This window comes from Novosphingobium sp. BL-S-32, assembly GCF_056857055.1.
In genome coordinates this window covers 1497961-1524393 of record NZ_CM166476.1, presented here as the reverse complement: position 1 = coordinate 1524393, position 26433 = coordinate 1497961, and the positions used below count along the sequence as shown (strand labels likewise).

Below are 26433 nucleotides of genomic sequence, written 5' to 3'. Positions count from 1 at the left end.
CGGTTTTGAGTCGGAGTGGACGTTCCGGATTCTCCGTCATTGCGGAAGCTGGGATGACGATGGAAGAAGGGTAGTTCCTCGCGAAACGTCATCCTGAACTTGTTTCAGGATCCATTCCTCGGCCTGTTCCGAACGGCGGGGGAAGGGCGCGGCGAGCGCGCGTTGCGGATCAAAGTGCAGTGCCGGGCGCGAGATGGGTTCAGGATGACGTGGAGGAGGAGGGGGCGCATCTTCTCTAATCCGGCCATGCCCCGCGATCCTGCCGGGGCCAAAACAGCCATCACCGCCTTGCCAATTGACTGACTGACCTCCCAACCCGTTCAGGCTGAGCTTGTCGAAGCCCCCGGAGGCGGGGCGCGAGGTTCCATCCCTCGACAGGCTCAGGATGAGAGGGGTGTGAGAAGGTGAGGCAGCCAACTTTTGGGCAATTTCCGCCGTTCATCGAACCCGGCACTGAAAAAGAAAAATGGGTTCACGCAGAGACGCGGAGGAGTGTCGTTTCGGGACAAGCCGCGTTCTTCTCCAAGGCTGCGGTTACCGCGCCGTCCGATAAAGAGATTGCGGCACGGCGCGTGCCTCTCTGCATCATGCCCAATTTCGATGTTCGAAAAAGCGCGAGATTCGGGCGGGAAGCCGGCGGGATCTAGCCCGCAATGGTCATCCCCGGCTTCCAGCCGCTCTCGGTCAGAAACGCCTTGGGATCGCGCATCGCATAGATTTCGCGCAGGGCCTGCTTCTCGTCATGCGCACGGGCGTAGTAGGCCTTGATGATCCGGTAGCCGACCCAGTAGCCCAGATCGCCGGGATGCGCCGGGTCGCCGACGCCGTTGTACATCCACGCCGAGAGATCGGTCTTGTCCATATCGCGCAGGAAGGCGTTATCGATCTCGGCCTCGCGGCCCTTCGTCCATGCCGCATGCTGGTAATCGCCGACGCCTCCGGAGATCAGTTTGGCGGTGAACTCGCCCGTGCCTTCCATCAGCGACATCGCCAGCACCGTCGCGCCGGGCGCATCGGGTTCGAGCGCCTGCTGCGCAGCCGATTGCTGGATATGCCCGTATTCGTGGGCGATCGTGTGGACGAAGCGGTTCTCGACATTCGGGTCCATGAAGTCCGCCGAACAGAGTGCCTCCAGCCCCATGGTCACCCCGCTGTCGTCGGTGAGTCCGACCGGCCGCCCGCGTCCGATCACGAACGTCACCGGCGGGAACTTCGCGTCGGGATAGAGCGCCGCCAGCTTAGCGAAAGCCTTGGCCAGCCGCAGCTTCACGGCGGGTAGCACGGCAAGGCAGCTTCGGGCCTTCTCGTAGACTTGGGGATGAGCGGCGATATTGGCGGCGATCCGGGGCCCGGTGACGGTACGCAGTTTCGCGATCTCGTGCAGGCCCGACGTACCGGGGCTGAGGTAATCGTTGTCCAGTTGCTCGGCAGTGGGATGTCCGCTCGCTGCGTCGTAGAGGCGGAAGAAGCGGTCGACGTCTTCGGTCAGGATCTGCGGCGGAGCCGGAGTTGCGGCCCCGACGGCGGATAGCGGGAGTGCAAGGCACAGCGCGAAAGCGACGAGGCGGCGGATCATCCGATGATGCTGACCGTTTCGTCGCTTTGCGTCAAATTACAGTGCGTTCCACTACGACGCGCCCGTGTTCCACCCGTCATCCCCGCGAAGGCGGGGAACCCGCTTCTTCTTGCGGCGTAGCAAAAAGGCAGCGGGGCCCGCGCCTTCTCGGGGGCGACGGGTCGATGGAAGTGTTAGCCTGCCCTCTACCGGTCAGCTCTGGATGAACGCCAGCAGATCGGCGTTGATCGCGTCCGCATGAGTCGTGTGCATGCCGTGCGGATAGCCGGGATAGACCTTGATCGACCCGTTCGGCAGCAGTTCGACCGACTTGCGCGAGGCATCGTCGATCGGGACGACCTGATCGTCATCCCCGTGCAGGCAGAGCGTGGGCACGGTGATCGCTTTCAGATCCTCGGTCTGGTCGGTTTCCGAGAAGGCCTTGATGCCGTCGTAATGCGCCTTGGCGCTGCCGATCATGCCCTGCCGCCACCAGTTGTCGATGGCGCCCTGGATTACCTCGGCACCGGGGCGGTTGAAGCCGTAGAAGGGCCCGCTCGGCACGTCGATATAGAACTGCGCACGATTGGCGGCGAGCCCGGCGCGGAAGCTGTCGAAGACCTCGATCGGCAGGCCGCCCGGATTCTCCGGAGTCCGGAGCATCAGCGGCGGAACCGCGCTCATCAGCACGGCCTTGGCCACGCGCCCGGAAGGCTGGCCATGTCGCGCGACATAGCGCGCCACTTCGCCGCCGCCGGTGGAATGGCCGATATGCACGACGTTGCGCAGGTCAAGATGCTCCACCACCGCGAAAGCATCGGCGGCATAGTGGTCCATCGTGTGCCCATCGCTCACTTGCGTAGACCGCCCATGGCCGCGCCGGTCATGGGCGACCACGCGGAAGCCGTGCTGGAGGAAAAACAGCATCTGCGCGTCCCAGTCGTCGGCCGAAAGCGGCCAGCCGTGGTGGAACATGATCGGCTGGGCCTCCTTGGGGCCCCAGTCCTTGAAGAAGATTTCAACGCCGTCCTTGGTGGTGACGAAGCTCATGGCTCGGTCCTTTTCCGTCATGTTGGGGAGGAGAGGAAAGTCGAACACGCGCGCCCGGGTCGTCCGGCAAGTTTCGGACAACATGGGCGAATCTGGATTATGAGGCGACGGGCGGAGGCTAGTGGAGCCTTGCCCGCCTTTCAAGTGCAAGCGACGGGGCGGCCGCTGCGCGCCATGGATCGAGGCCAGAGCGTTAGAGCTAGACCAGTCCGAGCTTGGCCAGTTCGCGGGCGAGGGCGGGCGGCATGGCATCGCCGGCGGTCTCGCCATCCTGAAGGTCGCGGGGGGCGTCGGCCTCGGCCAGATAGCGCCAGCCCTGATGCGCGCGCTTGGGCTTGGTGACGACGGGCACGAGTTGCGGCGCCAGCCGGATCCACCAGCGGCCATCGTCGCGCTGCTCGAAGCCGAGGATTTCGGAACGGCCGATCAGCGCGTGCTCGTAGATCCAGTAGAGCGAGCCGCCGACCATCTCTTCGTGCCGCTTGGGCAGATAGCGCGTGGTGAGCCGTGCCTCGCCCACGTCATCGTGGCTTTCCAGCCATGCGCGAAGGTCCGCCGGGCTCTCGGCGGAGAAGGCGATCTTGGTCATGTGCAGCGGCATCGACGCTAGATAGGAGCGCGCGGGGGTGAGGGCCAGTGGGTTTTGTGCAAAGCTTTGCGGCTGGCGGGTGCCTACCCACTCCGCTCATCCTGAGCCTGTAGAAGGATGGGGAGGCGTGGCGCCTCGTCCCCGGGCCTTCGACAGGCTCAGGCTGAGCGGGTTAGAGGTGGTGGTTCTGGGAGGGGACGTTGCCGCCGGTCTCGTTCAGGAACACGGTTTACGAGCAGGCCACTGCAATTTCGTCGCCCCCGCGAAGGCGGGGGCCCCGCTGCCTTTACAAGCTCTCGACCCTCACAAGAGAAGCGGGATCCCCGCCTTCGCGGAGATGACGGAAAATTTTGATGCCTTTGATCGCTGTGTATCCGACGGGCGGTTTCCCCCTTCCGCCGAGCGCGAGCCCAGCGATCACGCCAGTCCGGTCAACACCGCCAGCCCAAGGAACGAGAAGAAGCCCATCGTATCCGTCGCCGTGGTCACGAACACGGCTGAGGATACGGCGGGGTCGATCCGGAACCGGTCGAGCGCGACGGGCACGAGGATGCCGGCCAGCCCTGCGGTCAGGTTGTTCACCAGCATGGCGGTCGCGATCACCGCCCCCAGCAGCGGGTTGTTGAACAGCAGCCACGTCCCCGTGCCGATCAGCGCGCCAAGGGCAAAGCCATTGGTCATCGCGATCCGGAATTCGCGGAAGATCATGCGCCAGGTGTTCGAATCGGTGAGCTGGTTGGTGGCGATCGCGCGCACGACCACGGCCAGTGTCTGGGTGCCCGCGTTGCCGCCCATGCCCGAAACGATCGGCATCAGGACCGCCAGCAGCGCGAACTTGGTGATCGCGCCCTGAAACAGCCCGACCACGCTGGAGGCCAGCATCGCCGTGCCGAGGTTGACCACCAGCCACGCCAGTCGCGTGCGCACGGTGACGAGGATCGGCTCGTTGATGTCGCCGTCGCCTGCACCGGACAGGCGCAGGATGTCCTCGCTCGCTTCTTCCTGAATGATGTGGACGATGTCGTCGACCGTGATCTGGCCGATCAGGCGGCCCACACCATCGACCACCGCCGCCGAGATCAGCGCGTATTTCTGGAAGCGCAGCGCGACTTCTTCCTGGTCCATGTCGGCTGGGATCAGCGTCTGGTCGCGCGACATCACATCGCCCAGCGGGATGTTGCGCGGGGTGCGCAGGATCCACGAAAGCGCGCAAGTGCCGATCGGGCGGTGCATCGGATCTACGATGAACACTTCCCAGAACTCGGTCGGCAATTCGCGATGCTCGCGCAGGAAATCGATAAGGTCGCCCACTGTCATGGACTCGGGCACCGCGACGAAATCGCGGCTCATCAGGCGGCCTGCGGATTCCTCGGGATAGGACAGCGCGGTTTCGATGGCCGCGCGGTCTTCCGGCTCCATCTCGGCAAGGACGGCCTGCTGGTCCTCCTCGTCGAGGTCTTCCAGCATGGCGACGGCGTCGTCGGTGTCCAGCTGTTCGGCGATCTCGGCCACGACGTCGGCGGGCAGCGCTTCGACCAGCGCCTCGCGCACCCAGTCGTTGAGTTCGGCGATCACCTCCACGCTCATCAGGTCGCGGATGGCGCGGGCAAGGTCGAGGCGCTCGTGCTCGTCGAACAGCTCGAAAAGGTCGGCGATGTCGGCCGGATGGAGCGGCTCGACAAGGTCGTAGACGCGCTCGAAATCCTCGTCGTGCAGCGCGTCCTTCACGCTGCGCACGAAGTCGGATTTCAGATGGTTGTCGCGGTCGAGGCTATCCGAATCCTTGCCCGAATCGCGGCCGGATTCAGGCTCCGGATCGGGAGGAGCGTCCTGCGCACCCAACGCGCGATCCTTCTGCTCTTCCTGAAGATCCGTTTCCGTCATGCTGGCCGGTCTAAGCGGCAAATCCGCAATTGCAACCGGGGCAGGGAAATGTGCGCAAATTGGGGCACAAATTCAGGTGGACGTGACATTACGGTCATCCGCCTTATATCGGTCGCAAGCCAGTGCCGCGCGGCCAGTTCTGCGCGGACGGACAACATTGGAGACTATTGCGATGGCCGACGAATTTCTGACCTTCACTCTCGACACCGGCAATGGCGAAGGCGGCGACGTCAAGATCAAGCTGCGCCCCGACCTTGCGCCCGGCCATGTCGAGCGCATCAAGGAACTGGTGGGCGAGGGCTTCTACGATGGCATCAAGTTCCACCGCGTGATCCCGGGCTTCATGGCGCAGGGCGGCTGCCCCAACGGCACCGGCATGGGCGGTTCGGACAAGCCTGACCTCAAGGCCGAATTCAACGCCGAGCCGCACGTGCGCGGCGTCTGCTCGATGGCCCGCACCAGCGCGCCGCACTCGGCCAACAGCCAGTTCTTCATCTGCTTCGACGATGCACGCTTCCTGGACAAGCAGTACACCGTCTGGGGCCAGGTGGTCGAAGGCATGGAAAACGTCGACGCGCTGCCCAAGGGCGAGCCGCCGCGCGAGCCGGGCAAGATCGTGAAGGCGACCATTTCGGAAGGCTGATCCTTCCCGAACGCCTGAAATTGCGAAGGGGCGGTTCCGTGAGGAACCGCCCCTTTTTCGTTTATGACTTGGACTTCGTCGCCTTGGCTTTCTCGCTTTTTTCGAGTTCGCTTTCGGAAATGCCGAGGATCTGGGCAAGCCTTGCCTTTTCCGCCTTCGAGAGGTCCGCGTATGTGCGTTCCGGCGGAAGGTCAGCCATGGCGGCCTTCGCCTTTTCCCCCATTGCCGGCATCATCTTCATGAGCTTGGGAACCATGCCCTGCATCTTGGCCATGACTTCCGGCGACATCATGATGAGGTAGGAATTGGCGGCGAATTCGTTGCCTGTCGGCGTAGCGAAGAAGGCGTTGATATCGCCCAACTGCGCGGTGCTGTACTTGGCGGCATAAGCCTCGACGAGGCCTTCGCGGACGTCCGGTTCGACTTCGTTCATCGTGTCGGCCAACTGCCCCATGACGGCATGGGTAACGACCTTCATGCGTTCCTTGAAGGAAGGATCATAGATATCCATGATCTCCTGAAGCGAAGCAGGGCTGAGCTTTGAGGTATCCACCCCGGTCATGCCCGCGAAATCCTTGATCGGCATATGCATCATGGAATCCATCATGCTGTCCATCATCTTGTCCATCGTGCCGTTCATCAGGCGCGCATAGGTGCCGGCGGGAAAGACATGGTCGACGGCACGCTGCGCAGCGGCCAACCGTGCGGGATCGGTGACGACAGCAACAGGTGCCTGAGCGGGCTCTGCAGCCAAGGCAGGCGCGGACGTGAGGAATAGAGCCGCAGCGGCGGCAAGAACAGGACGCATGGATAAATCCCGGATCACGCGAAGGATTTCGCGGGAAGCTGCATAGTTCGCCATGCGGGGATGGGGAATGAAATTACCGCAAGGTCAGGTGGTTGCCATGACCTCAGCGCGCGTAGCGCTTCGAAAAGGATTCACGCAGAGCCGCGGAGGCGCAGAGAGGGCGCCCAATGACGCGAATTCGTGAGGGCTTGGCACCCCCGGTCTATCGGTGGCAGAGCGACGTTGCCGCAAGCGCGACATCTTTGCGCCTCCGCGTCTCTGCGTGAACCAAAAAAAAAACGTCGCCCTCCGCGATGCGGGGGCGACGTCAGAATTGCAGCGGTGTGATGGAGTCTGAAAACTCAGAGGCCCGCTTGCAGCAGCCACTCGTGGAAGATGCGCACCGGGCGGCTCTCCAGCGCCTTCGGCTTGCACACGAACCAGTAGCGATAGGGGCTCTCGACATCGACGTCGAACAGCCGGGCCAGGCGGTTGTCATGGCTGCGGCGGAAGTGGTCGTCGTGCATGATGGCAATGCCAAGGCCCTGCGCCGCGGCTTCCAGCACCAGCTGGCCGGAATCGAAACGGTCGACCGAGGCGGGCTCCAGCTTGTTCATGCCCATCGCCTGCTTCCAGGCGTCGAGGCTCTCGGGCAGGTCCTGATGGATCAGGAAGGTCTGCTTGGACAGGATCGCCTCGTCCGGGACATTGCCGATCTCGGCCGCCATCTCCTTGGAGGTGATGGCGTAGACCTTGTTGTGGTCCAACTGGATGCGATAGTAGGCCGGGTCCGGTTCCTTGGCGAGGATGATGGCGGCGTCCAGAGTGTCGCCCACGCGGTCTTCAAGGTGCGTGCCGGTATCGATGTCGATGTGCAGGCGCGGGTGCAGCTTGCGCAGTTCCGGCAGGCGCGGGAACAGACGCTGGCCGCCGAACAGCGACGGCACGCCCAAGTGCAGGCGCAGCACCTGACCGCGATCGATCTGCGATTCCACGGCCTCCGCGAGTTCTTCCAGCTTGGGGCCGACCACGTTGTAGAAGGCCATGCCTTCGTCGGTCAGCTTCATCGACTGGTGCTGGCGCGTGAACAGGCGCTTGCCGGTGAAATCCTCCAGCGCGGCAACGCGGCGCGAGAGGGCGGAGGGGGAAAGCGCCAGTTCGTTAGCCGCCGCCTTGGCCGAACCAAGGCGGACGACGCGGACGAAGGCTTCAAGCGCGCGCAGCGGGGGGAGTCGGCGTACTGGCAATGTCTCGTCTTTTCACTCGGAATACAGCGCCGACCGGAATGGCGACGCCGGGGTTAATCTGGTGTTTCGGCCGCCTCCGGGGCGGGCGGATGGAGCCGAAGCCGCGTCACGCGCCGTTCGTCGCCGTCGGTGACTTCGATCCGCCAGCCGCTGCCGTGTTCGAGGACCGTGCCGACTTCCGGGACACCGCCGGCCAGGACGAATGCCAGGCCACCCAGCGTGTCTACCGCTTCCTCGACTTCGGCGAGGCGCGGATCGATCCGTTCCGCCACATCCTCAAGCTCGACGCGGGCGTCGGCGTCCCAGATACCGCTCTCTTGCGAAATTAGCAACTCTTCGGGGGCATCATCGTGCTCATCCTCGATGTTGCCCACGATTTCTTCGACCAAGTCCTCGATCGTGATGAGGCCGTCGGTGCCGGAATATTCATCGATCACCACGGCCAGATGCGTGCGCTGGGCGCGCATGTCGACCAGCACGTCCAGCGCGCCGCGTGATTGCGGCACGTAGAGCGGCTGGCGCAGCAGCGTGGTCCAGTCCTCGGGCGGCTGCTCGCCGCGCGCGAGGATCGGGAACACGTCCTTGATGTGGATCATGCCCTTGATGGCGTCGAGCGAATCTCCATAGACCGGCATGCGGCTATGGCCGTGCTCGGCAAAGGCCTCGATCACATCGGCCCATTTGGCCGAAGCGGGGATCGCCACGATCTCGCTGCGCGGTACGGCCACGTCATCGGCATCATGCTCGCTGAAGTGGAGCAGGTTGCGCAGCATCTGCCGTTCCAGCGGCGAAAGATCGCCCTTGGCGGCGCTGGTTTCCTCGGCGTCGCCCTCGTGCTCGTTGATGACGCCTTCGATCTGCGCGCGGAGCGACTGATCGACGTCGTTCTGGAAGAGCCTTCGGAAGACACGCCAGAGCGTGCCGGTACTGTCACCTTCTCCCGAGCCGGGCTCGGTGTGGCGGCCATTCTCGGCCATCGTGCTTGGTTATCCCTGACGTTAAATTCGATCCCCATATGGGTCGGGAATGCCGATCAGGGCAAGGGCCTTTGTTTCCAGCGCTTCCATCGCCACCGCATCGGCCTCGGAAATCTCGTGGTCGAGCCCGGCAAGGTGCAGCAGGCCGTGGACGATCAGGTGGGTGGCGTGGTTTTCGACCGAAATGCCCTTTTCCGCTGCCTCGCGCGTGCAGGTCTCGCAGGCGAGAGCGAGGTCGCCCAGCATCTCCGGCGGTCCGTCGGGGGCGAGGGCGAGTAGGTCGGCGCGATCCAGCATGGGGAAGGACAGCACGTTGGTAGGCTTGTCCTTGGCGCGCCATTCGCGGTTGAGGACGTGGACTTCCTCGTCCGACGTGAACAGCAGGCTGGTGATGAGCCGCTGGTTGTCCAGCTCGGGCGCGACCTCGACCAGCGCTTCGAGCGCGCGTTCGGCAAGGTCGGCCCAGTCGGTTTCCGCGGGCCAGGGTGCTTCGATGTCGATTTCGAGGTCCATTTCCGGGTCCTTACGCGCAGACGCGCGTTCGGTCGAGCGGAGGGGAGAGAAAAGGAAGCGGGATCCCCGCCTTCGCGGGGATGACGTAGGTAAGTAGCGGGGATTTAACTGGCAATCGATCCCTTTGTGGACAGCATCTGCAACACAAGTTTCGTCGCCCCCGCGAAGGCGGGGGCCCCGCTTTTCTTGGAGCCATCGACATGGAGAAAGGCGGCTGGCTCTACATGACCAGCGACCGTTATCGCGGAGGCATCTACACCGGGGTCACCGCGCATCTCCAACGCCGCATCTGGCAGCACCGTGAGGGTTCGGGGTCCGTGTTCGTCCGCGAATACGGTTTCACAAGGCTGGTTTACGCCGAGCGGTACGACGAAATCGAATATGCGATTCGCCGGGAGAAGGCGGTCAAGAAATGGCGGCGCGAGTGGAAGATCACGTTGATCGAGACGATCAACCCAGACTGGGAGGACATGTTCGATCGGCTTGGCGGGGTGCTGTGACGCCAGAAAAGCGGGGCCCCCGCCTTCGCGGGGGCGACGGTGCTTTTTTGTGCGGCCTTCCGTTTTTGTACGGCCTTTTGTTCAAAGCTAACGGTCGAGTTTTAGCGCAAAGTTCGCGGTCGCCGGTGGTTTGAAACTGCGGATGGTTCGAGACCACTGTCAGTTCGCAAACCACCGCCAATTTGAAACCGACGTTGGGCACGGCCAACATCGGCCCCAAAAATCACGTCGTCCCCGCGAAGGCGGGGACCCCGCTTGTTCTTCCTATTCCGGCTTACCCTCATAAGCCTCAACGATCCGCCCGACGATCGGATGGCGCACAACGTCGGCCGAGGTGAAGCGGGTAACGTCGATCCCATCCACGCCTTCAAGCCGCTGCACCGCGTCGGCAAGGCCGCTCATGCGGTCGCCGCCGGGGATGTCGACCTGCCGGGGGTCGCCGCAAACGACCATGCGGCTGTTCTGGCCGAAGCGGGTGAGGAACATCTTCATCTGCTCGCGCGTGGTGTTCTGCGCTTCGTCGAGGATGATGAAGGCATCGGCCAGCGTGCGGCCGCGCATGAAGGCGATCGGTGCGATCTCGATCTCGCCGTTGGCAAGGCGGCGTTCCACCTGCTCGGGCGGCATGCAGTCGTAGAGCGCATCGTAGAGCGGGCGCAGGTAAGGGTCGACCTTGTCCTTCATGTCGCCGGGCAGGAAGCCCAGCTTCTCGCCCGCCTCGACCGCAGGACGCGAGAGGATCAGGCGCTGGACCGAGCCGGTCATCAACTGCGAAACCGCCTGCGCCACCGCGACATAAGTCTTGCCGGTACCAGCCGGGCCGAGCGCGAAGATCACGTCGGACCGGGCCAGTGCGCGCATATATTCGATCTGCGTGGCGGAGCGCGGCACGATGGTCTTGCGGCGGGTGCGGATCATGATCGGCGGTGCGCCGGCATCGCCGCTGATGATCCCTTCCAGCGTCGGTTCCGAGGACATCGCGATCAGCGATTCGATTGCGCCCGAATCGAGATCCTGGCCCATTTCCAGCCGGTGATACATGCCCTTGATCGTATCGCGCGCGCGGGCGACGGAATCTTCGGGGCCTTCGATCTGGATGCGGTTTCCGCGCGCCGAGATATAGACGCCAAGCCGGTTTTCCACCTGCACGAGATTGGAATCGAACTGGCCGAACACGGCTCCAAGCAGCGTCGGCTCGTCGAACTCGACCTCGGCACGCGCCCTGCGATTGGTTTCGGGGCGGAACTGCGCCGGATCTCCGGCACGGGCTGCTTTTCGGGCCATGCGCTCCTTTCGGGTGAGGATGCTTCGTTCTGTCCCGAAGATGGCTCCGCGCGTCGCTGCGCGCAAGGCGGGGGTTTTCGAAAATTGCCCGCTTCCTGGGGGATAACCCCGGATTTCGGCGCGGTTTGAACGGTTTGTCGCAAGCCAGCGACACTTCTGACCGATTCCTGCACAGATCATTGCAACCCCGTTCATGTAGCGGGGTTAGAAACTGAACTTATCGGGCAACACCCGAAAGAAGGTCGCCATTTCAAGGAGAACCATAATGCGCAAGATCATCATGGCGGTGCTGACAGCAAGCGTCGCGGTCCCCAGCCTGGCCATTCCCACCATGGCCTCCGCCCAGTCGATGCGCGAAGTGCGGCAGGACCAGCGCGACGTGCGCCACGACGAACGGCGTGGAGACTACCGCCAGGCGCGTAATGATCGCCGCGAAATGCATGAGGACTGGCGCGACTATCGTCAGGCCCACCGTAACGACTATCGCCGTCCGGCCTATGTCGGCCCGCGGGGCTATGCCTATCGCCCCGTTTCGGTCGGCTACCGCTTCGCCCCGGCCTATTACGGTAATCGTTACTGGGTGAACGACTATGGCCGCTACCGCCTGGCCCCGCCGCGCGCCGGCCACCGCTGGGTTCGCTACGGCAATGACGTTGCCATGGTGGACATGCGCTCGGGCCGTGTCGTGACCGTCTATAATAACTTCTTCTGGGGCTGATTTATCGCCCCGCGAGATTGCTGATACGCCGCCGATAGCCCGGCGGGTCGCGGAGGGCCTCCGGCGTATGACGCCGGGGGCCTTTTCCTTGTCTTCCGCCCGTGTCGGACATGCGACGGACCGACCTTGCGGGCAGGACAAACAAGCGGCTAACCTTGCTGAATGAGAAGGACAACTTCACTCCGCATCCGGGCTGCCTCGGTGTTCGCCCTTGCCCTCGGCCTCTCGCTTGGCGCCTGCAAGCAGGACAAGGCGCCGGTCGAACCCACAGCCTCTGCTGCCGCAGAGGAGAGCGAGGAACCGACCGAAGCCGCGCCGATGACGGTCGAGGACTGGATCCGCGCTCATAACAAGGAGGCGGTCTCCAGTGACCTTGGCAAGTTGCAGTACGCCACCGCCGAGGTCGATCTGGACGGCGACGGCACGCCCGAAGTGCTCGCCTATCTCGGCGGCCCGATGCTGTGCGGTACCGGCGGCTGCAACCTCGTGGTGCTGAAGCGCGACGGGACGGATTTGCGCAAGGTCAGCGAGATCAGCGTGGTTCAGCTTCCCGTGGGCGTGCTGCCTACCAAGACCAATGGCTGGCGCGATCTGGCGGTGACGGTCGCCGGTGGCGGCGTGACTGAAGGCATTCGCCGCTTGCCCTTCGACGGCAAGACTTATGCCGAGAACGCCACCGTGGCCCCCGCCACCGAATCCGCGACGATCGGCAAGGAGCTGATCCCCGAAGCCCCGCTCAAACCGCTCGACTGAACTTTAACGGCCAAGCCAGCGGCGGAAGGCGGCGTTGACTGCCTCGGGCTGCTCCATCGGCGCCATGTGCCCGGCGCCTGCGATCGCTTCGTAGACCGCGCCGGGCAGCGCCTGCACCATTTCCTCGGCAAGGCGCGGCGGGGTGAGGGCGTCGGCGAGGCCCACCATGACCATAGCGGGCACGGTTACGCTGCCGAGCGTTTCCAGCGAATCCGCGCGGTCGATTATCGCCGCCTGCTGGTCCATGTACGTGCCGAAACCGACGCGCAGCGCCATCTGCACGACCTCTTCGAACAGGTCTTCCGGACAATTGGGTGCGACCAACTGGCGCAGCGAGCCGCGCAGCACATGCTCGAACCCGCGCGCCTGCGCCGTGTGGATCGCCGCGCGGCGCAGCGCCGCCTGCTCCTCGGTATCGGCACGGGCATTGGTGTCGACAAGGGCAAGGCGCGTGACCCGATCCGGCGCGCGGCGCCAGATCTCCATCGCCACATAGCCGCCCATCGAGAATCCGGCGATGGCGAACCGCTCCGGCGCCGCGTCAAGCACGCGGCTGGCCATAAGGGCGATCGAATCGTCTTTCAGCGTATCGCCAATGAGGATGTCCGCAATGTCCGAAAGCCCGGAAATCTGCGCGTGCCAGACATGGCGGTCGCAGGACAGGCCCGGGACGAGAACCAGCGCTTCCCTTTCGCTCACGCCGGTACGGTGCTCAGCAACCTAGCGGAAACCGCGTTGTAGCCGCCCTCGATCAGTTCCACCGTCACCATATCTCCCACTGCGACATCGCCCTCGAAATAGACCGATTGCAACCACGGCGACTTGCCCAGCCATTGGCCGGGGAACTTGCCCTTGCGCTCGACCAGCACCTGGCAGGTCTTGCCGACCGAGGCCGCGTTGAAGGCGGTCTGGTCGCGGCCCAGCGCGGCTTGCAGACGCAGGATCCGGTCGGTCATGACCTCGGCGGGGATCTGCCCGTCCATCGTCGCGGCGGGGGTGCCGGCGCGCGGGCTGTATTTGAAGCTGAAGCACTGGGCGTAACCGACGGCATCGACCAGCGCGAGTGTGTCCGCGAACTCGGCCTCGGTCTCGCCGGGGAAGCCGACGATGAAGTCTCCGGAAAGTGCGATGTCGGGGCGCACGGCGCGCACTTTTTCCAGCACTTTCAGATAGCTTTCGGCGGTGTGGCTGCGGTTCATCGCCTTGAGCACGCGGTCGTTGCCCGCCTGCACCGGCAAGTGAAGGAACGGCATCAGCTTTTCGACGTCGCCATGGGCCGCGATCAGACCATCGGTCATGTCGTTCGGGTGGCTGGTGGTATAGCGGATGCGGGCAAGATCGGGGATTTCGGCCAGTTCGCGGATCAGCCCGTCAAGGCCGATCCGGCGGCCCTTCGCGTCCTCGCCATACCAGGCGTTCACATTCTGCCCGAGCAGCGTGATCTCGCGTGCGCCGGCATCGATCAGCCGCTTCGCCTCGTCGATCAGATCGGCATGCGGACGCGAGACTTCGGCGCCGCGCGTATAGGGCACCACGCAATAGGTGCAGAACTTGTCGCAGCCTTCCTGCACGGTGAGGAACGCGGTGGGGCCGGAGCGCCTGCGACGGGGCAGGGCATCGAACTTGGTCTCGGCTGGCATGTCGGTATCGGTGACGCGCTTGCCGGCGGTGGCTTCGCGGATCATGTCGGGCAGGCGGTGATAGGCCTGCGGGCCGACCACCATCTTGACGGCGGGCGAGCGCTTCATGATCTCGTCGCCCTCTGCCTGCGCGACGCACCCGGCGACCGCGATCAGCGGCGAGGAGCCATCCTCGCGCTTCAGGCGGCCGATGTCCGAATAGACCTTTTCCGCTGCCTTTTCACGGATATGGCAGGTGTTGAGCACGACAAGATCGGCATCTTCGCCCTCCGGCGCGGCGGTGATGCCTTGCTCGGCGAGCAGTTCGGCCATGCGCTCGCCGTCGTAGACGTTCATCTGGCAGCCGAAGCTCTTGACCCGGTAGGTTTTGGGAATCTCAGTGGTTGAAAGCGATGAGGACATGGCGGTCCGATACACGCTCCCGCGGGCATTTTGAAGGGGGAGGGCGGTCCCGCAAGCCGCTTCGGCTTGTCCCTCAGGCATGGCCGGATAGACCGGGACCTCGCCGTCGATGGGTGGTGCTGGATGTGGTGCTGGATGGCGATCCGCGCGGGCTAGTTTGCGCCTGCCAGGACGGCCTCCACCCCATCGCCTTTCCAGTTCGGATACTTGTCGATCTGCGTCACGATGGCGCGGGCGGCCTTGCTGCCCGCGTTTTCATGCGGATTGTTCGCCACCGGCAGCAGAACCACCCGTGCATCGCGCGTTTGGCCGCGTGCCAGGAATGCCTGTCCCAACATCATGCGCAGATCCATGTCGAACGGTGCCAGTTCCATAGCCCGGATCAGGCCGGAGAGCGCCAGATCGGTGGGCCTTTTGCCTTGTTCGGCAAAGCTGCGGTAAAAATAGATCAGCGGGATGGGGTTGTCGTTCTCGACATGATTGAGTTTCAGAAATGGAGCCACGGCCTTGTCATAGGCCGCTTGCCGGTTATCCGCGCCCTTCGCCTCACGGAACAGGGCGTAGCCCTTCTGGATATAGGCGTTGACCGTGGCCGGATCGATGGCCAGTGCGGCATCGGCGGCATCAATGGCTTCCTTGTCGTGCCCCGCATCGAATTCGGCTTCCGCCAGTTCGGAGAGAACCAGGGTATCGTGAGGATATTGGGCTGCGATCGGGCGAGCCAGCGCAAGGACCGCATTCGCCGCTTCGGGCGAGCCGACGCCTCGTTTGGTACGGATCAGCGCTGGCATGATCGCGTTTTCGCCGGGGGTCAGCGGCCGCACTTTCACCGCGCCCACATGCAACAGGGCGGCTGGTATCGTCAGGCTCGTCATTGTGCGCGCCAGCATATAGCGGTCTAGATTGTATTCCAGCGTGTCAAAGCTGCCGAAGGCTTCCTGCGCGGCATCGCGCTGGTCCTTGCCGGCGTCCAACAGGGCAACGTACTTGTCGAGCTGACCTTTGCGCGAAGGTTCGAAAGTGAGGTAATGGTACAGGAGCCAGCTCTTGCCGTAGAAGGCATCGTATCCGTAAGTCTTATGCTTTTCGTATTCCGCCGGATCGAAAAGTTCGACAGCCGTCAGGTGCTTCTGCCCGAACAGTTCATTGAAGCGGAGCCACGCCGGCCGGCCCAACGCGACGCTGCCGTCCTGATCGATGCGGCTGGCCGCGTAGAATTCGGCGACTCCTTCCGTGAACCAGCGCGGGCGCGGAGGTAAATTCGCAGAGGCGAGGAAGTGATGCGCGTATTCATGAAGCAGAGAGACCATGGATGCGTCGGTCTCATCATTGCTGTTTTGAATATCGGGGACGATCGCCACCGATCCGCCCGCGTTTGCCAAGTAGAATCCGGTTACGTAATTGCTGGAATTGGCGTCACGCTCCCCACGGTATAGCGTCCGTACCTCTTGCCCGTTGCGCACGACGAAGATCGTCACCCGGTTGGAGGGGCTGGGTACGGGCGTCGTGACGCGCAGTGCCAGCGCCATGGCTGCGTGATAGCGTTCAAGCTTATCCGCCAGGCGTTTAATTTCGCCATCGCTTTCTTGAGCGTAGATGACGAAATGATCGCTCGATGCTTCCATCCACTCCGCGGCTCGGGCAATTCCGGGCAAAAGCACCGCGACCGATGTCAGCGCCGAAATCGACGCAATCCGCTTCCACAGATGCCGATGCATAGATGTGCCCCATTCCCCCCTATTGGTGCCCGATTATGGCAACTCGCGGGAAATGGCTAAGGAATTGTTATAGACAAGTCGGGAAGAGCCGAAGCCCGTGCGGAGGCATCGCGCAAGCGGGCGTTTCGCTTCCGATTTGATCGGATGTCAGGAATATCGGGCATCGTCGTCCCGTGCGCCCCGACGCCGGGGGCTTCGACAGGCTCAGCCTGAGCGGGATCAGAGAGTGGCTGGAATTGGGGACAAGCGGCCCCTCGGGCATGCCCACCGCGCTGGGACTAACGCGAAAGTCTTGCCCCCTCCCGCTTGCGGGTGGGGTTGGGGGTGGGCTTTCACAACGCCCGCATCCCCGCACTGTTACCTCGCAGCCTGTTTCCCTTTGCGCGCAACTCGGCTATCCGCGCGCGGATGAGCGATAACCAGACCCTTTACGCCGCCTTCGCAGGCCACCTCAACGCCGCGCTTGATGCGCTCGAAGCAGCGGGCACGCTGCCCGGCGGGTTGAAGCGAAGCGCGATCACGGTCGAGCCGCCGCGCGACAGCTCGCATGGCGACCTCTCGACCAACGCGGCAATGGTCCTGTCCAAGCCCGCCGGCATGAAGCCGCGCGATCTGGCGGACGCGCTGGTCGCCGAACTGACCAAGCTCGATGCGGTCACCTCGGCCGAGATCGCCGGGCCCGGCTTCATCAACTTGCGCCTCTCGCCCGCGACCTGGCTCACCGAACTGCGCGCCATTGCCGCGCTCGGCGCCGACTACGGCCGCTCGACGATGGGCGGTGGCAGCACCGTCAACGTCGAATACGTGTCCGCCAACCCGACCGGCCCGATGCACATGGGCCACTGCCGCGGCGCGGTGGTCGGCGATGCGCTGGCGACGCTGCTGGAGTTCGCGGGCCACAAGGTCATCAAGGAATACTACGTCAACGACGCCGGCGCGCAGGTGCAGGTGCTCGGCCGCTCGGCCCATGTGCGGTACCGCGAGGCGCTGGGCCATGACGTCGGCGCGATTCCCGAGGGGCTCTATCCGGGCGAATACCTGATCCCGGTCGGCCAGCAGCTCGCCGCCGAATTCGGCGAGAAGTATGCGGACGCGCCCGAATCGGAATGGCTGACGCTGTTCCGCGAAAAGGCCGTCGCGGCGATGCTGGTGATGATCAAGGAGGACCTCGCGCTCCTCGGCATCCACCACGACCTGTTCTCCTCGGAAGCCGAGCTTCAGGCCTCGGGCAAGCCGGACGAGGCCGAGGCGTGGCTGCGTTCGAAGGGCCTCGTCTACGACGGCGTGCTCGAAGCCCCCAAGGGTAAGACGCTTGAGGACTGGGAAGCGGTGGAACTGCCGCTGTTCAAGTCGACCCAGTTCGGCGACGATCAGGACCGCCCGATCAAGAAGTCGGACGGCACCTGGACCTACTTCGGCGCCGACCTTGCCTACCACTTCCAGAAGGCCCAGAGCGCCGACGCGCTGGTGGACATCTGGGGCGCGGATCACGCGGGCACCGTCAAGCGCATCAAGGCCGCCGTTGCCGCGATGACCGGCGCGGATGGAGAGCCCACGCCGTTCGAGATCAAGCTGGTCCAGATGGTCCAGCTGCTGCGCGATGGCGAGCCGGTGAAGATGTCCAAGCGTTCGGGCAACTTCGTCACGCTGGCCGAAGTCGTTACCGAAGTGGGCAAGGACGTGGTGCGTTTCACCATGCTCACCCGCAAGCCGGAAGCGCAGATGGACTTCGACTTCGCCAAGGTGGTCGAAGCCTCGAAGGACAACCCGGTGTTCTACGTGCAGTACGCCAATGCCCGCGTCCATTCGACCATGCGCAAGGCTGACGGCGAGGGCTTCGTGCCCGGCGCAGGCCATCTCGAACTGCTGGGCGAGGAAGAGCTGGAGCTGGTGAAGCTGGCCGCGCAGTTCCCCCGCATCGTCGAGGCTGCCGCCGCCGCGCGCGAACCGCACCGCATCGCCTTCTTCCTGGGCGACATGGCCGCAGCGTTCCATGGTTACTGGAACCTCGGCAATGACCGTGTGGAAAAGCGCTTTATTAACGCCGAAGATGGTAACCTGACTTCCGCGCGGCTTTTCCTGGCCACGCAGATCGGGCAGATTATCCGCAACGGGCTGGCACTGCTCGGCGTCGAAGCGGTGGAGGAAATGTAATCGATGATGGGCTGGGGTGACGATCGGGACGAAACGCGCGCGAATCCCTTCGGTGAAGGGGAGCGCGACGCGGGCCGGAACACCGCTCAGGGCTTCGAGCGGCCGGCGCAGCTTGACCTCGGTGACGAGGATGTCCGCTTGCCCTGGCTGGAAGGCGAGGACGAGGAGTTCGAGCCCCAGCGCGGCGGCGGCACGGGACAGACCGCGCTGCTGGTCGTGCTGGCGCTCGTGGCGATCGGCGCCATTATCGGCGGCGTCTTCTGGTTCACGCGGCACAAGAGCGATCAGCCGCTGATCGCCAGCGGCGGCGTGATCGAGGCGCCGAAGCAGCCGTACAAGACCCGGCCGGAAAACCCCGGTGGCGACGTTGTCGCCGGCACCGGCGACACCAGTTTTGCGGTGGCAGAGGGTCAGAGCCGCGCGCCGCAGATCGGCGAGGGGCAGCCGGATGCACCTGCGCCGGGCTTCGATTCGGCAGGCAAGCCGGCCGATGCCCAGTCTGCCGCCCAGTCCGCTGCGAAGCCTGCGGCGGGCCAGCCTTCCGCCAAGGCTGCCGACAAGCCCGTGGCCGCAGCGCCTGCGGCCAAGCCCGAGCCGACCGTTTCCGGCGTGGGCGTGCAGGTCGGCGCCTATGCCAACAAGGCCACGGCGGAAGCCGGCTGGGCCACGCTGAAAGTGCAGTACCCCGGGCTCGCCGGTGTAAACCACCGCATCGTTGAGGGTCAGGCCGATATCGGCAAGGTCTACCGACTTCAGGCGGTTCCCGGCGATCTCGCCGCCGCAAAGGCGCTGTGCAGCGGCATGCGCTCGGCCGGGCTGTCCTGTCAGGTGAAGCAGTAAGTCGGAAAAGGGCGGCGGTTCGCGCCGCCCTTTCCACACTTCCGAACGGCCGCTCCTTGCGGTCGGGCCGGAACTTTGCGAGCAAACCGGCATGACACCCGCGATCTTCGGCCTTTCCGGGCTGACCCTTAGCGACGACGAGCGCGCGTTCTTCCGCGATGCGGATCCTGCCGGCTACATCCTGTTCGGCCGCAATGTCGAAAGCCGCGAGCAGATGCGCGCGCTGACCGACGATCTCCGCTCGATCCATGGGCGCGACCGGCTGCTCATCAGCATCGATCAGGAAGGCGGCCGCGTCGCCCGAATGAAGCCGCCGGTCTGGCCAGCCTATCCGCCGGGCCAGGCGTTCGACCGGCTCTATGATCTTGCCCCCGCCAGCGCCATCGAGGCCGCGCGCGACAATGCCGAGGCGCTGGGGCTCGATCTTGCCGAAGTGGGCATCTCGGTAGACTGCCACCCCACGCTCGACGTGCGCCAGAAAGGCGCGCACGACGTGATCGGAGACCGCGCCTTCGGCTTCGAACCGATGCGCGTGGCAGCCCTCGGCCGCGCGACCTTGCAGGGGCTTGCCCGCGCCGGTGTCGTCGGCTGCATCAAGCACATCCCCGGCCACGGCCGCGCCATGGCGGACAGCCACAAGGAACTGCCCACCGTCACCGCGAGCGAGGCGGAACTGGAACTCGATATCGAGCCGTTCCGCACGCTCAATGACACGCCCATCGGCATGACCGCGCATGTGCGCTACACCGCGTGGGACGCCGAGAATCCCGGCACGCTCTCGCCTTTCGTGATCGGCGAAGTGATCCGGAAGCGCATCGGCTTCTCGGGCCTCTTGCTCAGCGACGATCTCGACATGCAGGCGCTTTCGGGCAGCGTGCCGGACCTTGCCGCGCGCGCCCTTGTGGCGGGCTGCGACATTGCGCTCAACTGCTGGGCGAAGATGGATGACATGGTCGGTATCGCCAATGTCCTGCCCGCGCTGGGCGGCGAAGCAGCGGCGCGGCTGGAGCGCGCGCTGGCCTCGGTCGACGGGATCGCAAGCACCGGCACCCATGGCGAACTCGTTGCCCGGCGCGACGCGCTGCTGGCTCTGGCGGCCTGAGCGGTGGACCTGCCTGCCGACCTTCCGGCAGAAAACGCAGCGGACATGGCTGACGATTCGGCGTGGGACGGCGAGGAACGCGCCGAAGCCCGCAAGGAAACGCTCCATCTGGAGATCGACGGCTGGGAAGGCCCGCTCGATCTGCTGCTTGACCTCGCGCGGCGGCAGAAGGTGGACTTGCGCCGCATCTCGATCCTCGAGCTGGTCGATGCCTACCTGACCTATGTCGAGGAGGCGGAGGCGCTGCGGCTGGAACTCGCGGCCGACTATCTGGTGATGGCGGCGTGGCTGGCCTACCTCAAGTCGGCGCTGCTGCTGCCCAAGGAAGAGCAGCCCGATCCAAGCCCCGAAGAACTGGCGATGCGCCTGCAACTGCGCCTCCAGCGCCTTGGCGCCATGCGCGAGGCGGCGGCGCGGCTGATGGGGCGTGACCGGCTTGGCCGCGACGTTTTCGCGCGCGGCGCGCCCGAGGGCCTTCGGGTCGAGCGCAAGGCGCTCTGGCAATGTTCATGGTACGACCTCGTGCGCGCTTACGGCGATGTGAAAGTCCGCAGCCAGCCGGTGGTCCACATGGTGCGTGAGCGCATGGTCATGACGCTCGACAGCGCGATAGCCCGCGTCGCCTCGATGCTGGGCGTGTCGCTCGACTGGATGGAACTGCGCGATTTCCTGCCGCCGGCGCAGGAAGCCTGGGCCAATCCGCAACTCCGCCGTTCTGCGCTGGCATCGAGCTTCGTGGCGGTGCTGGAACTCGCGCGCACCGGCAAGGCCGAGATCGCGCAGGAGGAAACCTTCGGCCCGCTGCGTCTGAAGGCGCAGCGCCCGTGACGTTCCCTCAGGCGCAGGAACAGCAGGACATGGATGATCTCGTCCGCGCGGTGGAGGCCACGCTGTTTGCCGCCGAACAGCCTCTGACCGCCGAGCAGATATCCGCCCATCTCGGGCAGGCGGACGTGCGGCCCGCATTGGCCGAACTCAAGGCCGATTACGACGGGCGCGGCATTCGCCTCGTTGAGCGCGGACGGCGCTGGCACTTCGAGACCGCGCCCGATCTTGCCCACCTGCTGCGCCGCGAAAAGGAGGAGCCGCGCCGCCTGTCGCGCGCGGCGACCGAGGTGCTGGCCATCGTCGCCTATCACGAGCCGGTCAGCCGCGCCGAGATCGAGGCGATCCGCGGCGTGCAGACAGCCAAGGGCACGCTCGACGTGCTGATGGAAGCGGGATGGGTACGCGTCGCCGGCCGCCGCGAGGTGCCGGGCCGCCCGGTGATCTATGCCACCACGCCCGATTTCCTGGCCCATTTTGGCCTGGAATCGCTGAAGGAACTGCCGGGGATAGACGAATTGCGCGCGGCGGGCCTGCTGGACCCGGTTGACGAGGAAATGATAGAAACGGCGCTTCGGCCCGAGCCGCTCGATACTTCCGACGAACCGCCGGATGACGACGGTGACGAGGATACCGAGGACGAGGCCTGATGGAGTCTCCGGAGCCGATCGCGGCAAGGTCGGAGTGGGGCGCCATGACGACAGGCTGGCAAGTTGGGACGAAAGTCCCTAGATGAACTTGATAGGGTCGGAATCGACCAGCGGGTATCGCAGGTCTTAATCGACCGACAGTTTTTGGAGTTGAGGTTATGGGTAGCTTGTCGATCTGGCACTGGATGATCGTGCTGGTCATCGTGCTCGTGCTGTTCGGTCGCGGCCGTGTGTCGGAAATCATGGGTGACTTCGGCAAGGGCATCAAGAGCTTCAAGGAAGGCATGAACGAGGAAGAGGCCAAGAAGTCGGCTTCCACGCCTGCCCCTGCGCCGCAGATCACGGCGACGCAGCAGGATGCCCCGGTGGCTCCGGCGAACGCCGAAAACAAGTCCGAGCAGGTCTGAGCGGGCAAGGATAAGGCGCCGCCATGTTCGACGTCGGTGCATCCGAACTCCTGTTGATCGTCATCGTGGCGGTCGTTGTCATCGGTCCCAAGGACATGCCTCTGGCGATGCGTACGGCTGGTCGCTGGATCGGCAAGATGCGCAAGATCTCCGGGCACTTCCGCGCCGGTATCGACGCCATGGTGCGCGAGGCCGAGCTTGAGGAAATGGAGCGCAAGTGGCGCGAGCAGAACGAGGCCATCATGAAGGCCAATCCCGTTCTGCCCAGTGCCGAGGAAATGCTGCCCCCGGCCTCCCGCGTGACGCCGGCGGACATCCTCTCCGAGGACACGCCCCAGCATCAGCATGAGCCCAACTCGCTGCCCGCCCCGGAAGCCGGCCCTCATGCCGAGGCACCCGCCGTGGAGCACGCGGGCGAGCGCCGGGATGAATTCCACATACCGCCTCCGCCGCCCTGATCCGCCGCGTCCTCTTGTAAAGCCGCAACCATGCAGCCCTTCCGCATCTCAGATATCGACAATTCGCAGGCGCCGCTGCTCGATCACCTGATCGAACTGCGCGCCCGTCTGCTGCGCGCCTTCATGGCGTTCGCGGTGGCGTTCGGCGTGTGTTTCTACTTTTCGGGCGACATCTTCGCCTTCCTCGTGCGGCCGCTGACCGAGGCGTTCCCGCCGGGGCAGGGCAGGCTGATCTACACCAAGCTCTATGAAGCCTTCTTCGTGGAAGTGAAGATCGCGCTGTTCGCGGCGTTCTTCCTGTCGTTCCCGGTGATCGCCAACCAGATCTGGGCATTCGTCGCTCCGGGGCTTTACGCCAAGGAGAAGAAGGCCTTCCTGCCGTTCCTGATCGCAACGCCGATCCTGTTCATGATGGGCGCGGCGCTGGCCTATTATGTGGTGATGCCTACGGCGTTCCACTTCTTCCTCAATTTCCAGGGCGACAAGGGCGGCCTGAAACTGGAAGCGTTGCCGGGCACGGGCGACTATCTGGCGCTGGTCATGCAGTTCATTCTGGCGTTCGGGATCTCGTTCCTGCTGCCGGTGCTGCTGATGCTGCTCAACCGCGCGGGGATCATCACCCGCAAGCAGTGCGTGGGCGCTCGCCGTTACGCCATCGTCGGCATCTTCATCATCGCCGCTGTGGCGACGCCGCCGGACGTCGTGTCGCAGCTGCTCCTCGCAGTGCCGCTGCTGGCGCTCTACGAGGGCACGCTGATCGTCATGTGGTTCACGGAGCGGTCCGAAGCGCGCGAGAAGGCCAAGGCTGAGGAAGAAGCTTCTGCCGAGGGCGAGGTCCTTGCGGAATAATTGCAGGGCTTGAGCGGGGGCGGGCTCGCCCTCGGCTCATATCCCCCGTCGCCCCCGCGAAGGCGGGGGCCCCGCTTCCTTTTCTCCCCGCCGCAAGAACAAGCGGGATCCCCGCCTTCGCGGGGATGACGGAGTTGGTTGGGGCGGAAGCAGAGGAGGCAGAGGGAGCGTAAGGGCCGCTCGGATTGAGTAAGGTCCGGGCCCCTCAGTAAAACAACTCAGCGCCCGGTGTCGTCGACCTTCTTCTCCGGGATCAGCCGATCCTTCGCGGCGGACCATGCCATCTGGCCGCCGATCCATGTCTCGGAGACCCGCGTCGCGCGTAGCTGCTGCGGGGTAGCCAGCATCGGGTCCACATCCACGAACAGGAAGTCCGCGCGATACCCCTTGGCGATGCGGCCCAGGCGGTCTTCGGCGAACATCGCGTAGGCCGCCCCGGTCGTATAGGCGTTGAGCGCGGCTTCGCGCGAGAGGATCTCCTGCGGCTGCCAGCCGCCCGCCGGCTGCCCATCCGCACCCTGACGCGAAATGGCGACCGCCATGCCGACGAAGGGCTCTGAAGGCTCGACCGGCGTGTCCGACCCGAACGCAAGCCGCGCCCCGGTGGCCGCTATAGACTTCCACGCATAAGCGCCCGCAAGCCGCTGGGGGCCAAGGCGCGCTTCGGCCATGACCCGGTCGGAGGCCTGATGCTGCGGCTGCATCGAGGCGATCGTGCCGAACTGCCCGAAGCGCGGGATATCCGCGGGGTCGACGATCTGCGCGTGCTCGACGCGCCAGCGCCGGTCACCCTTGTAGGTGGCGGAAAGCTCGGCAATCGAATCGAGCAGGGTGGCGTTCGCCTCGTCGCCAATGGCGTGGACGGCGATCTGGAAGTTGTCGATGGCGGCGCGGCTCATCAGGTTGCTGAGCTGCGTCTGGCTCATGCGCGGCAGGCCCTTGGTGCCCGTCGCATCGGCATAAGGTGCCTTGAGCCACGCCCCGCGCGAACCCAGCGCGCCGTCGAGATAGAGCTTCACGCCGTTCATCTTCAGCCGGTCGGCATAGAGCCACGGAGTTGGATGCGGGCCGCCGATCAGCACCATGTTGTCGATGCCATCGGCATAGGAAACCACACGGATGCGCAAGTTGCCGAGATCGGCGGCGCGGCGGAAGGCCTGCCAGTCCTCGATCGAAGTGCCCATGTCGGCGACGGCGGTAACGCCCTGCGCCAAGAGCGCGAGCTGCGCCTCGCCAAAGGCGGTGTCGCGGTCCTCGGGCCGAGGCTTGGGCATTTTCGATTCGATCAGCCCCATCGCGCCATCGACAAAGACGCCCGCCGGCGCCTTGGAGCCGGCGGCGCGCACGATCTCTCCGCCCGACGGATCGGCGGTCGCGGCCGAGACACCGGCGGCAGCGAGCGCGGCGGAATTGGCCCAGCCGGCATGGCCGTCCACGCGCGTCAGCCAGGCGGGCTTGCCGCCGGTCGCACGGTCCAGTTCGGCGGCGGTGGGCATGCGGTCCAGCCCCCACTGCACCTGATTCCAGCCGCCGCCCAGGATCCACGGCAGGTCGGGATGCGCCGCGGACCACGCGGTGATTCGCGAAAGCGCCTCGTCCAGCGTCTTGGCCATCGACAGGTCGAGCGTCATCTTCGCAAAGCCCGTCGCCATGACATGCCCATGCGCGTCGATCATGCCGGGCACCACGTTGCGGCCCTTGCCGTCGACCTGATAGGCGACCTTCTTCGGCCGCTTGTCGCCGTGGTGGAAGACTTGCGCCACGCGCCCCTGATCGTCGATCAGGAAGCCTTCGAAGTGCTCGATCCCGCCCTTGCCGTCGCCCGTGACGCCATTGACGTTGTCCACCAGCACGTCAGCCCACGCCGGACGGGCGAGGGCCGAGGCGAGCAGCAGGGCGAGCCCTGCGCTTTTCCTGAAACTCACGGATTACCCTTTTTAGGCAGGCGCTTGATGATCGCACTGGTATCGAGACGGCCGCCGCCCTGTGCCTGAATGTCGGCAAAGAACTGGTCGATCAGCGCCGCCACCGGCAGCGAGACGCCAAGGCCGCGCCCTTCATCGAGGCTGAGGCCCAGATCCTTGCGCATCCAGTCGATTGCGAAGCCGAAGTCGAAATCGTCCGCGTTCATCGAATGCCAGCGGTTGTCCATCTGCCACGACTGCGCGGCACCGCCCGAGATCGCCTCGTAGACTTTGTCCATGTCGAGGTGGGAGGCTTGCGCAAAACGCACCGCCTCTGCCAGCGCGGCAACATTGCCGGCGATGCAGATCTGGTTGGCCATCTTGGCGATCTGGCCCGATCCCGCCTTGCCGACATGGACGATGCGGTGGGAATAGGCTTCCATCACCTGGCGCGCGGCCTCGATGGCGTCGTCGCGTCCGCCACACATCAGCGTGAGCGTGCCCTGCTCGGCGCCGCTCTGCGATCCGGTCATCGGCGCGTCGACGCAGTGGATCCGCAAGTCCCGCGCCTCGACCGAAATCTGCCGGGCGATGCGGGCGGAAACCGTGGTGTGGTCGATGAAAGTGGCGCCCTTCTTCAGCATGCGGAACACGCCGTTGGGGCCCAGTACGACTTCGGAGAGGTCGTCGTCATTGCCGACGCAGGTGATCACCACCTCGGCATCTTGCGCCGCATGGGCCGGATTCGCGGCGATGCGGTGGGCAAGCCCGGGATTGTCATCCGCCCATTTCCGCGCCCGCTCGGGCGAGCGGTTGTAGATGGTGAGTTCGTGGCCCGCGAGCGCAATGTGCCGCGCGATGGCGCCGCCCATTACACCGAGGCCGATGAAGGAAACCTTGCGTCGCTCGCTCATGGCAAGCGTTCTACCGTTTTTTGCACGAAAGCAAACCACAGTGGACGCTTAATTTGTGCGTTGCGATGCA

26 protein-coding genes are annotated in these 26433 nt (G+C 64.8%); 12 read left to right on the top strand and 14 right to left on the bottom strand.

The features are described 5' to 3' along the window. Positions 1–643: 643 nt before the first annotated feature. The 4 genes from AC1VVK_RS06985 to mgtE all read right to left on the bottom strand — a co-directional run bounded on the left by AC1VVK_RS06985 (position 644) and on the right by mgtE (position 5078). Positions 644–1576 carry a gliding motility protein GldB-related protein gene (locus AC1VVK_RS06985; RefSeq protein ID WP_482904904.1) on the bottom strand — a complete coding sequence of 311 codons (933 nt, stop codon included), beginning with the start codon at positions 1574–1576 and terminating at the stop codon, positions 644–646. 192 nt (positions 1577–1768) lie between these two features. After that, positions 1769–2605 (bottom strand): alpha/beta fold hydrolase, encoded by an 837-nt coding sequence (locus AC1VVK_RS06980; RefSeq protein WP_482904903.1) that lies wholly within the window; start codon positions 2603–2605, stop codon positions 1769–1771. Between the two features lie 199 nt (positions 2606–2804). Beyond that, positions 2805–3206 (bottom strand): DUF1489 family protein, encoded by a 402-nt coding sequence (locus tag AC1VVK_RS06975; RefSeq protein ID WP_132387291.1) that lies wholly within the window; start codon positions 3204–3206, stop codon positions 2805–2807. A gap of 405 nt (positions 3207–3611) precedes the next feature. Beyond that, on the bottom strand, positions 3612–5078 hold the full coding sequence (mgtE, locus tag AC1VVK_RS06970) for a magnesium transporter (RefSeq protein WP_482904902.1): 1467 nt from the start codon (positions 5076–5078) through the stop codon (positions 3612–3614). Between the two features lie 172 nt (positions 5079–5250). On the opposite strand from mgtE, the gene AC1VVK_RS06965 reads away from it, so the two are divergent. Then, positions 5251–5721, top strand: coding sequence for a peptidylprolyl isomerase (locus AC1VVK_RS06965; RefSeq protein ID WP_132387287.1), 471 nt, complete (start codon positions 5251–5253; stop codon positions 5719–5721). Between the two features lie 61 nt (positions 5722–5782). Here AC1VVK_RS06965 and AC1VVK_RS06960 read toward each other — a convergent pair whose 3' ends face one another. The 4 genes from AC1VVK_RS06960 to ybeY form a co-directional block, all read right to left on the bottom strand. After that, on the bottom strand, positions 5783–6529 hold the full coding sequence (locus AC1VVK_RS06960) for a DUF2059 domain-containing protein (RefSeq protein WP_482904901.1): 747 nt from the start codon (positions 6527–6529) through the stop codon (positions 5783–5785). A gap of 341 nt (positions 6530–6870) precedes the next feature. Next, entirely contained in the window at positions 6871–7755 is an 885-nt protein-coding gene (locus AC1VVK_RS06955; protein ID WP_132387283.1) for a LysR substrate-binding domain-containing protein, read from the bottom strand. 53 nt (positions 7756–7808) lie between these two features. Continuing rightward, a complete protein-coding gene (locus tag AC1VVK_RS06950) occupies positions 7809–8732 on the bottom strand; it encodes a hemolysin family protein (protein WP_482904900.1) in 924 nt (307 codons plus the stop codon). A 21-nt stretch (positions 8733–8753) separates the two neighbouring features. Then, positions 8754–9245, bottom strand: coding sequence for an rRNA maturation RNase YbeY (gene ybeY, locus AC1VVK_RS06945; protein WP_482904899.1), 492 nt, complete (start codon positions 9243–9245; stop codon positions 8754–8756). Between the two features lie 200 nt (positions 9246–9445). Here ybeY and AC1VVK_RS06940 point away from each other — a divergent pair, with 200 nt between their 5' ends. Beyond that, positions 9446–9745: a GIY-YIG nuclease family protein gene (locus tag AC1VVK_RS06940; protein WP_482904898.1), complete on the top strand. Its 300-nt coding sequence runs from the start codon at positions 9446–9448 to the stop codon at positions 9743–9745. Positions 9746–10009: 264 nt separating this feature from the next. Here AC1VVK_RS06940 and AC1VVK_RS06935 read toward each other — a convergent pair whose 3' ends face one another. Then, positions 10010–11029, bottom strand: a complete 1020-nt coding sequence (locus tag AC1VVK_RS06935) for a PhoH family protein (RefSeq protein ID WP_132387275.1) — start codon at positions 11027–11029, stop codon at positions 10010–10012. 265 nt (positions 11030–11294) lie between these two features. Between AC1VVK_RS06935 and AC1VVK_RS06930 the strand changes: the two genes are divergently transcribed. Together AC1VVK_RS06930 and AC1VVK_RS06925 are read left to right on the top strand one after the other, a co-directional pair. Next, positions 11295–11747, top strand: coding sequence for an RcnB family protein (locus AC1VVK_RS06930; protein WP_132387273.1), 453 nt, complete (start codon positions 11295–11297; stop codon positions 11745–11747). Positions 11748–11948: 201 nt separating this feature from the next. Continuing rightward, entirely contained in the window at positions 11949–12500 is a 552-nt protein-coding gene (locus AC1VVK_RS06925; protein WP_482904897.1) for a hypothetical protein, read from the top strand. 3 nt (positions 12501–12503) lie between these two features. On the opposite strand, the gene AC1VVK_RS06920 is transcribed toward AC1VVK_RS06925, so the two are convergent. The 3 genes from AC1VVK_RS06920 to AC1VVK_RS06910 form a co-directional block, all read right to left on the bottom strand. After that, the gene (locus AC1VVK_RS06920; protein ID WP_482904896.1) at positions 12504–13199 is read right to left on the bottom strand and encodes an alpha/beta fold hydrolase; all 696 of its coding nucleotides are present in this window, start codon (positions 13197–13199) and stop codon (positions 12504–12506) included. Then, positions 13196–14542 carry a tRNA (N6-isopentenyl adenosine(37)-C2)-methylthiotransferase MiaB gene (miaB, locus tag AC1VVK_RS06915; protein WP_482904895.1) on the bottom strand — a complete coding sequence of 449 codons (1347 nt, stop codon included), beginning with the start codon at positions 14540–14542 and terminating at the stop codon, positions 13196–13198. Before miaB ends, AC1VVK_RS06920 begins: the two co-directional genes overlap by 4 nt. A gap of 152 nt (positions 14543–14694) precedes the next feature. Then, positions 14695–16260 (bottom strand): tetratricopeptide repeat protein, encoded by a 1566-nt coding sequence (locus AC1VVK_RS06910; protein WP_482904894.1) that lies wholly within the window; start codon positions 16258–16260, stop codon positions 14695–14697. 408 nt (positions 16261–16668) lie between these two features. On the opposite strand from AC1VVK_RS06910, the gene argS reads away from it, so the two are divergent. From argS to tatC, 8 genes are all read left to right on the top strand, one after another. Further along, entirely contained in the window at positions 16669–18414 is a 1746-nt protein-coding gene (gene argS, locus AC1VVK_RS06905; RefSeq protein ID WP_482905130.1) for an arginine--tRNA ligase, read from the top strand. Positions 18415–18417: 3 nt separating this feature from the next. Beyond that, positions 18418–19254 carry an SPOR domain-containing protein gene (locus tag AC1VVK_RS06900; RefSeq protein WP_482904893.1) on the top strand — a complete coding sequence of 279 codons (837 nt, stop codon included), beginning with the start codon at positions 18418–18420 and terminating at the stop codon, positions 19252–19254. 91 nt (positions 19255–19345) lie between these two features. Further along, complete coding sequence (nagZ, locus tag AC1VVK_RS06895) at positions 19346–20356, top strand: beta-N-acetylhexosaminidase (RefSeq protein ID WP_482904892.1); 1011 nt, start codon at positions 19346–19348, stop codon at positions 20354–20356. Between the two features lie 45 nt (positions 20357–20401). Next, entirely contained in the window at positions 20402–21184 is a 783-nt protein-coding gene (locus AC1VVK_RS06890; protein WP_482904891.1) for a segregation and condensation protein A, read from the top strand. A 29-nt stretch (positions 21185–21213) separates the two neighbouring features. After that, on the top strand, positions 21214–21831 hold the full coding sequence (gene scpB / locus AC1VVK_RS06885) for an SMC-Scp complex subunit ScpB (RefSeq protein WP_132387259.1): 618 nt from the start codon (positions 21214–21216) through the stop codon (positions 21829–21831). Between the two features lie 158 nt (positions 21832–21989). Further along, positions 21990–22238 (top strand): twin-arginine translocase TatA/TatE family subunit, encoded by a 249-nt coding sequence (locus tag AC1VVK_RS06880; protein ID WP_482904890.1) that lies wholly within the window; start codon positions 21990–21992, stop codon positions 22236–22238. Between the two features lie 23 nt (positions 22239–22261). Beyond that, positions 22262–22696, top strand: a complete 435-nt coding sequence (tatB, locus tag AC1VVK_RS06875; protein WP_482904889.1) for a Sec-independent protein translocase protein TatB — start codon at positions 22262–22264, stop codon at positions 22694–22696. A 30-nt stretch (positions 22697–22726) separates the two neighbouring features. After that, a complete protein-coding gene (gene tatC, locus AC1VVK_RS06870; RefSeq protein ID WP_132387253.1) occupies positions 22727–23545 on the top strand; it encodes a twin-arginine translocase subunit TatC in 819 nt (272 codons plus the stop codon). 218 nt (positions 23546–23763) lie between these two features. Here tatC and AC1VVK_RS06865 read toward each other — a convergent pair whose 3' ends face one another. Together AC1VVK_RS06865 and AC1VVK_RS06860 are read right to left on the bottom strand one after the other, a co-directional pair. Further along, positions 23764–25470, bottom strand: a complete 1707-nt coding sequence (locus AC1VVK_RS06865) for an amidohydrolase (protein WP_482904888.1) — start codon at positions 25468–25470, stop codon at positions 23764–23766. Next, positions 25467–26363 (bottom strand): NAD(P)-dependent oxidoreductase, encoded by an 897-nt coding sequence (locus AC1VVK_RS06860; protein WP_482904887.1) that lies wholly within the window; start codon positions 26361–26363, stop codon positions 25467–25469. Before AC1VVK_RS06860 ends, AC1VVK_RS06865 begins: the two co-directional genes overlap by 4 nt. Positions 26364–26433 lie beyond the last annotated feature (70 nt).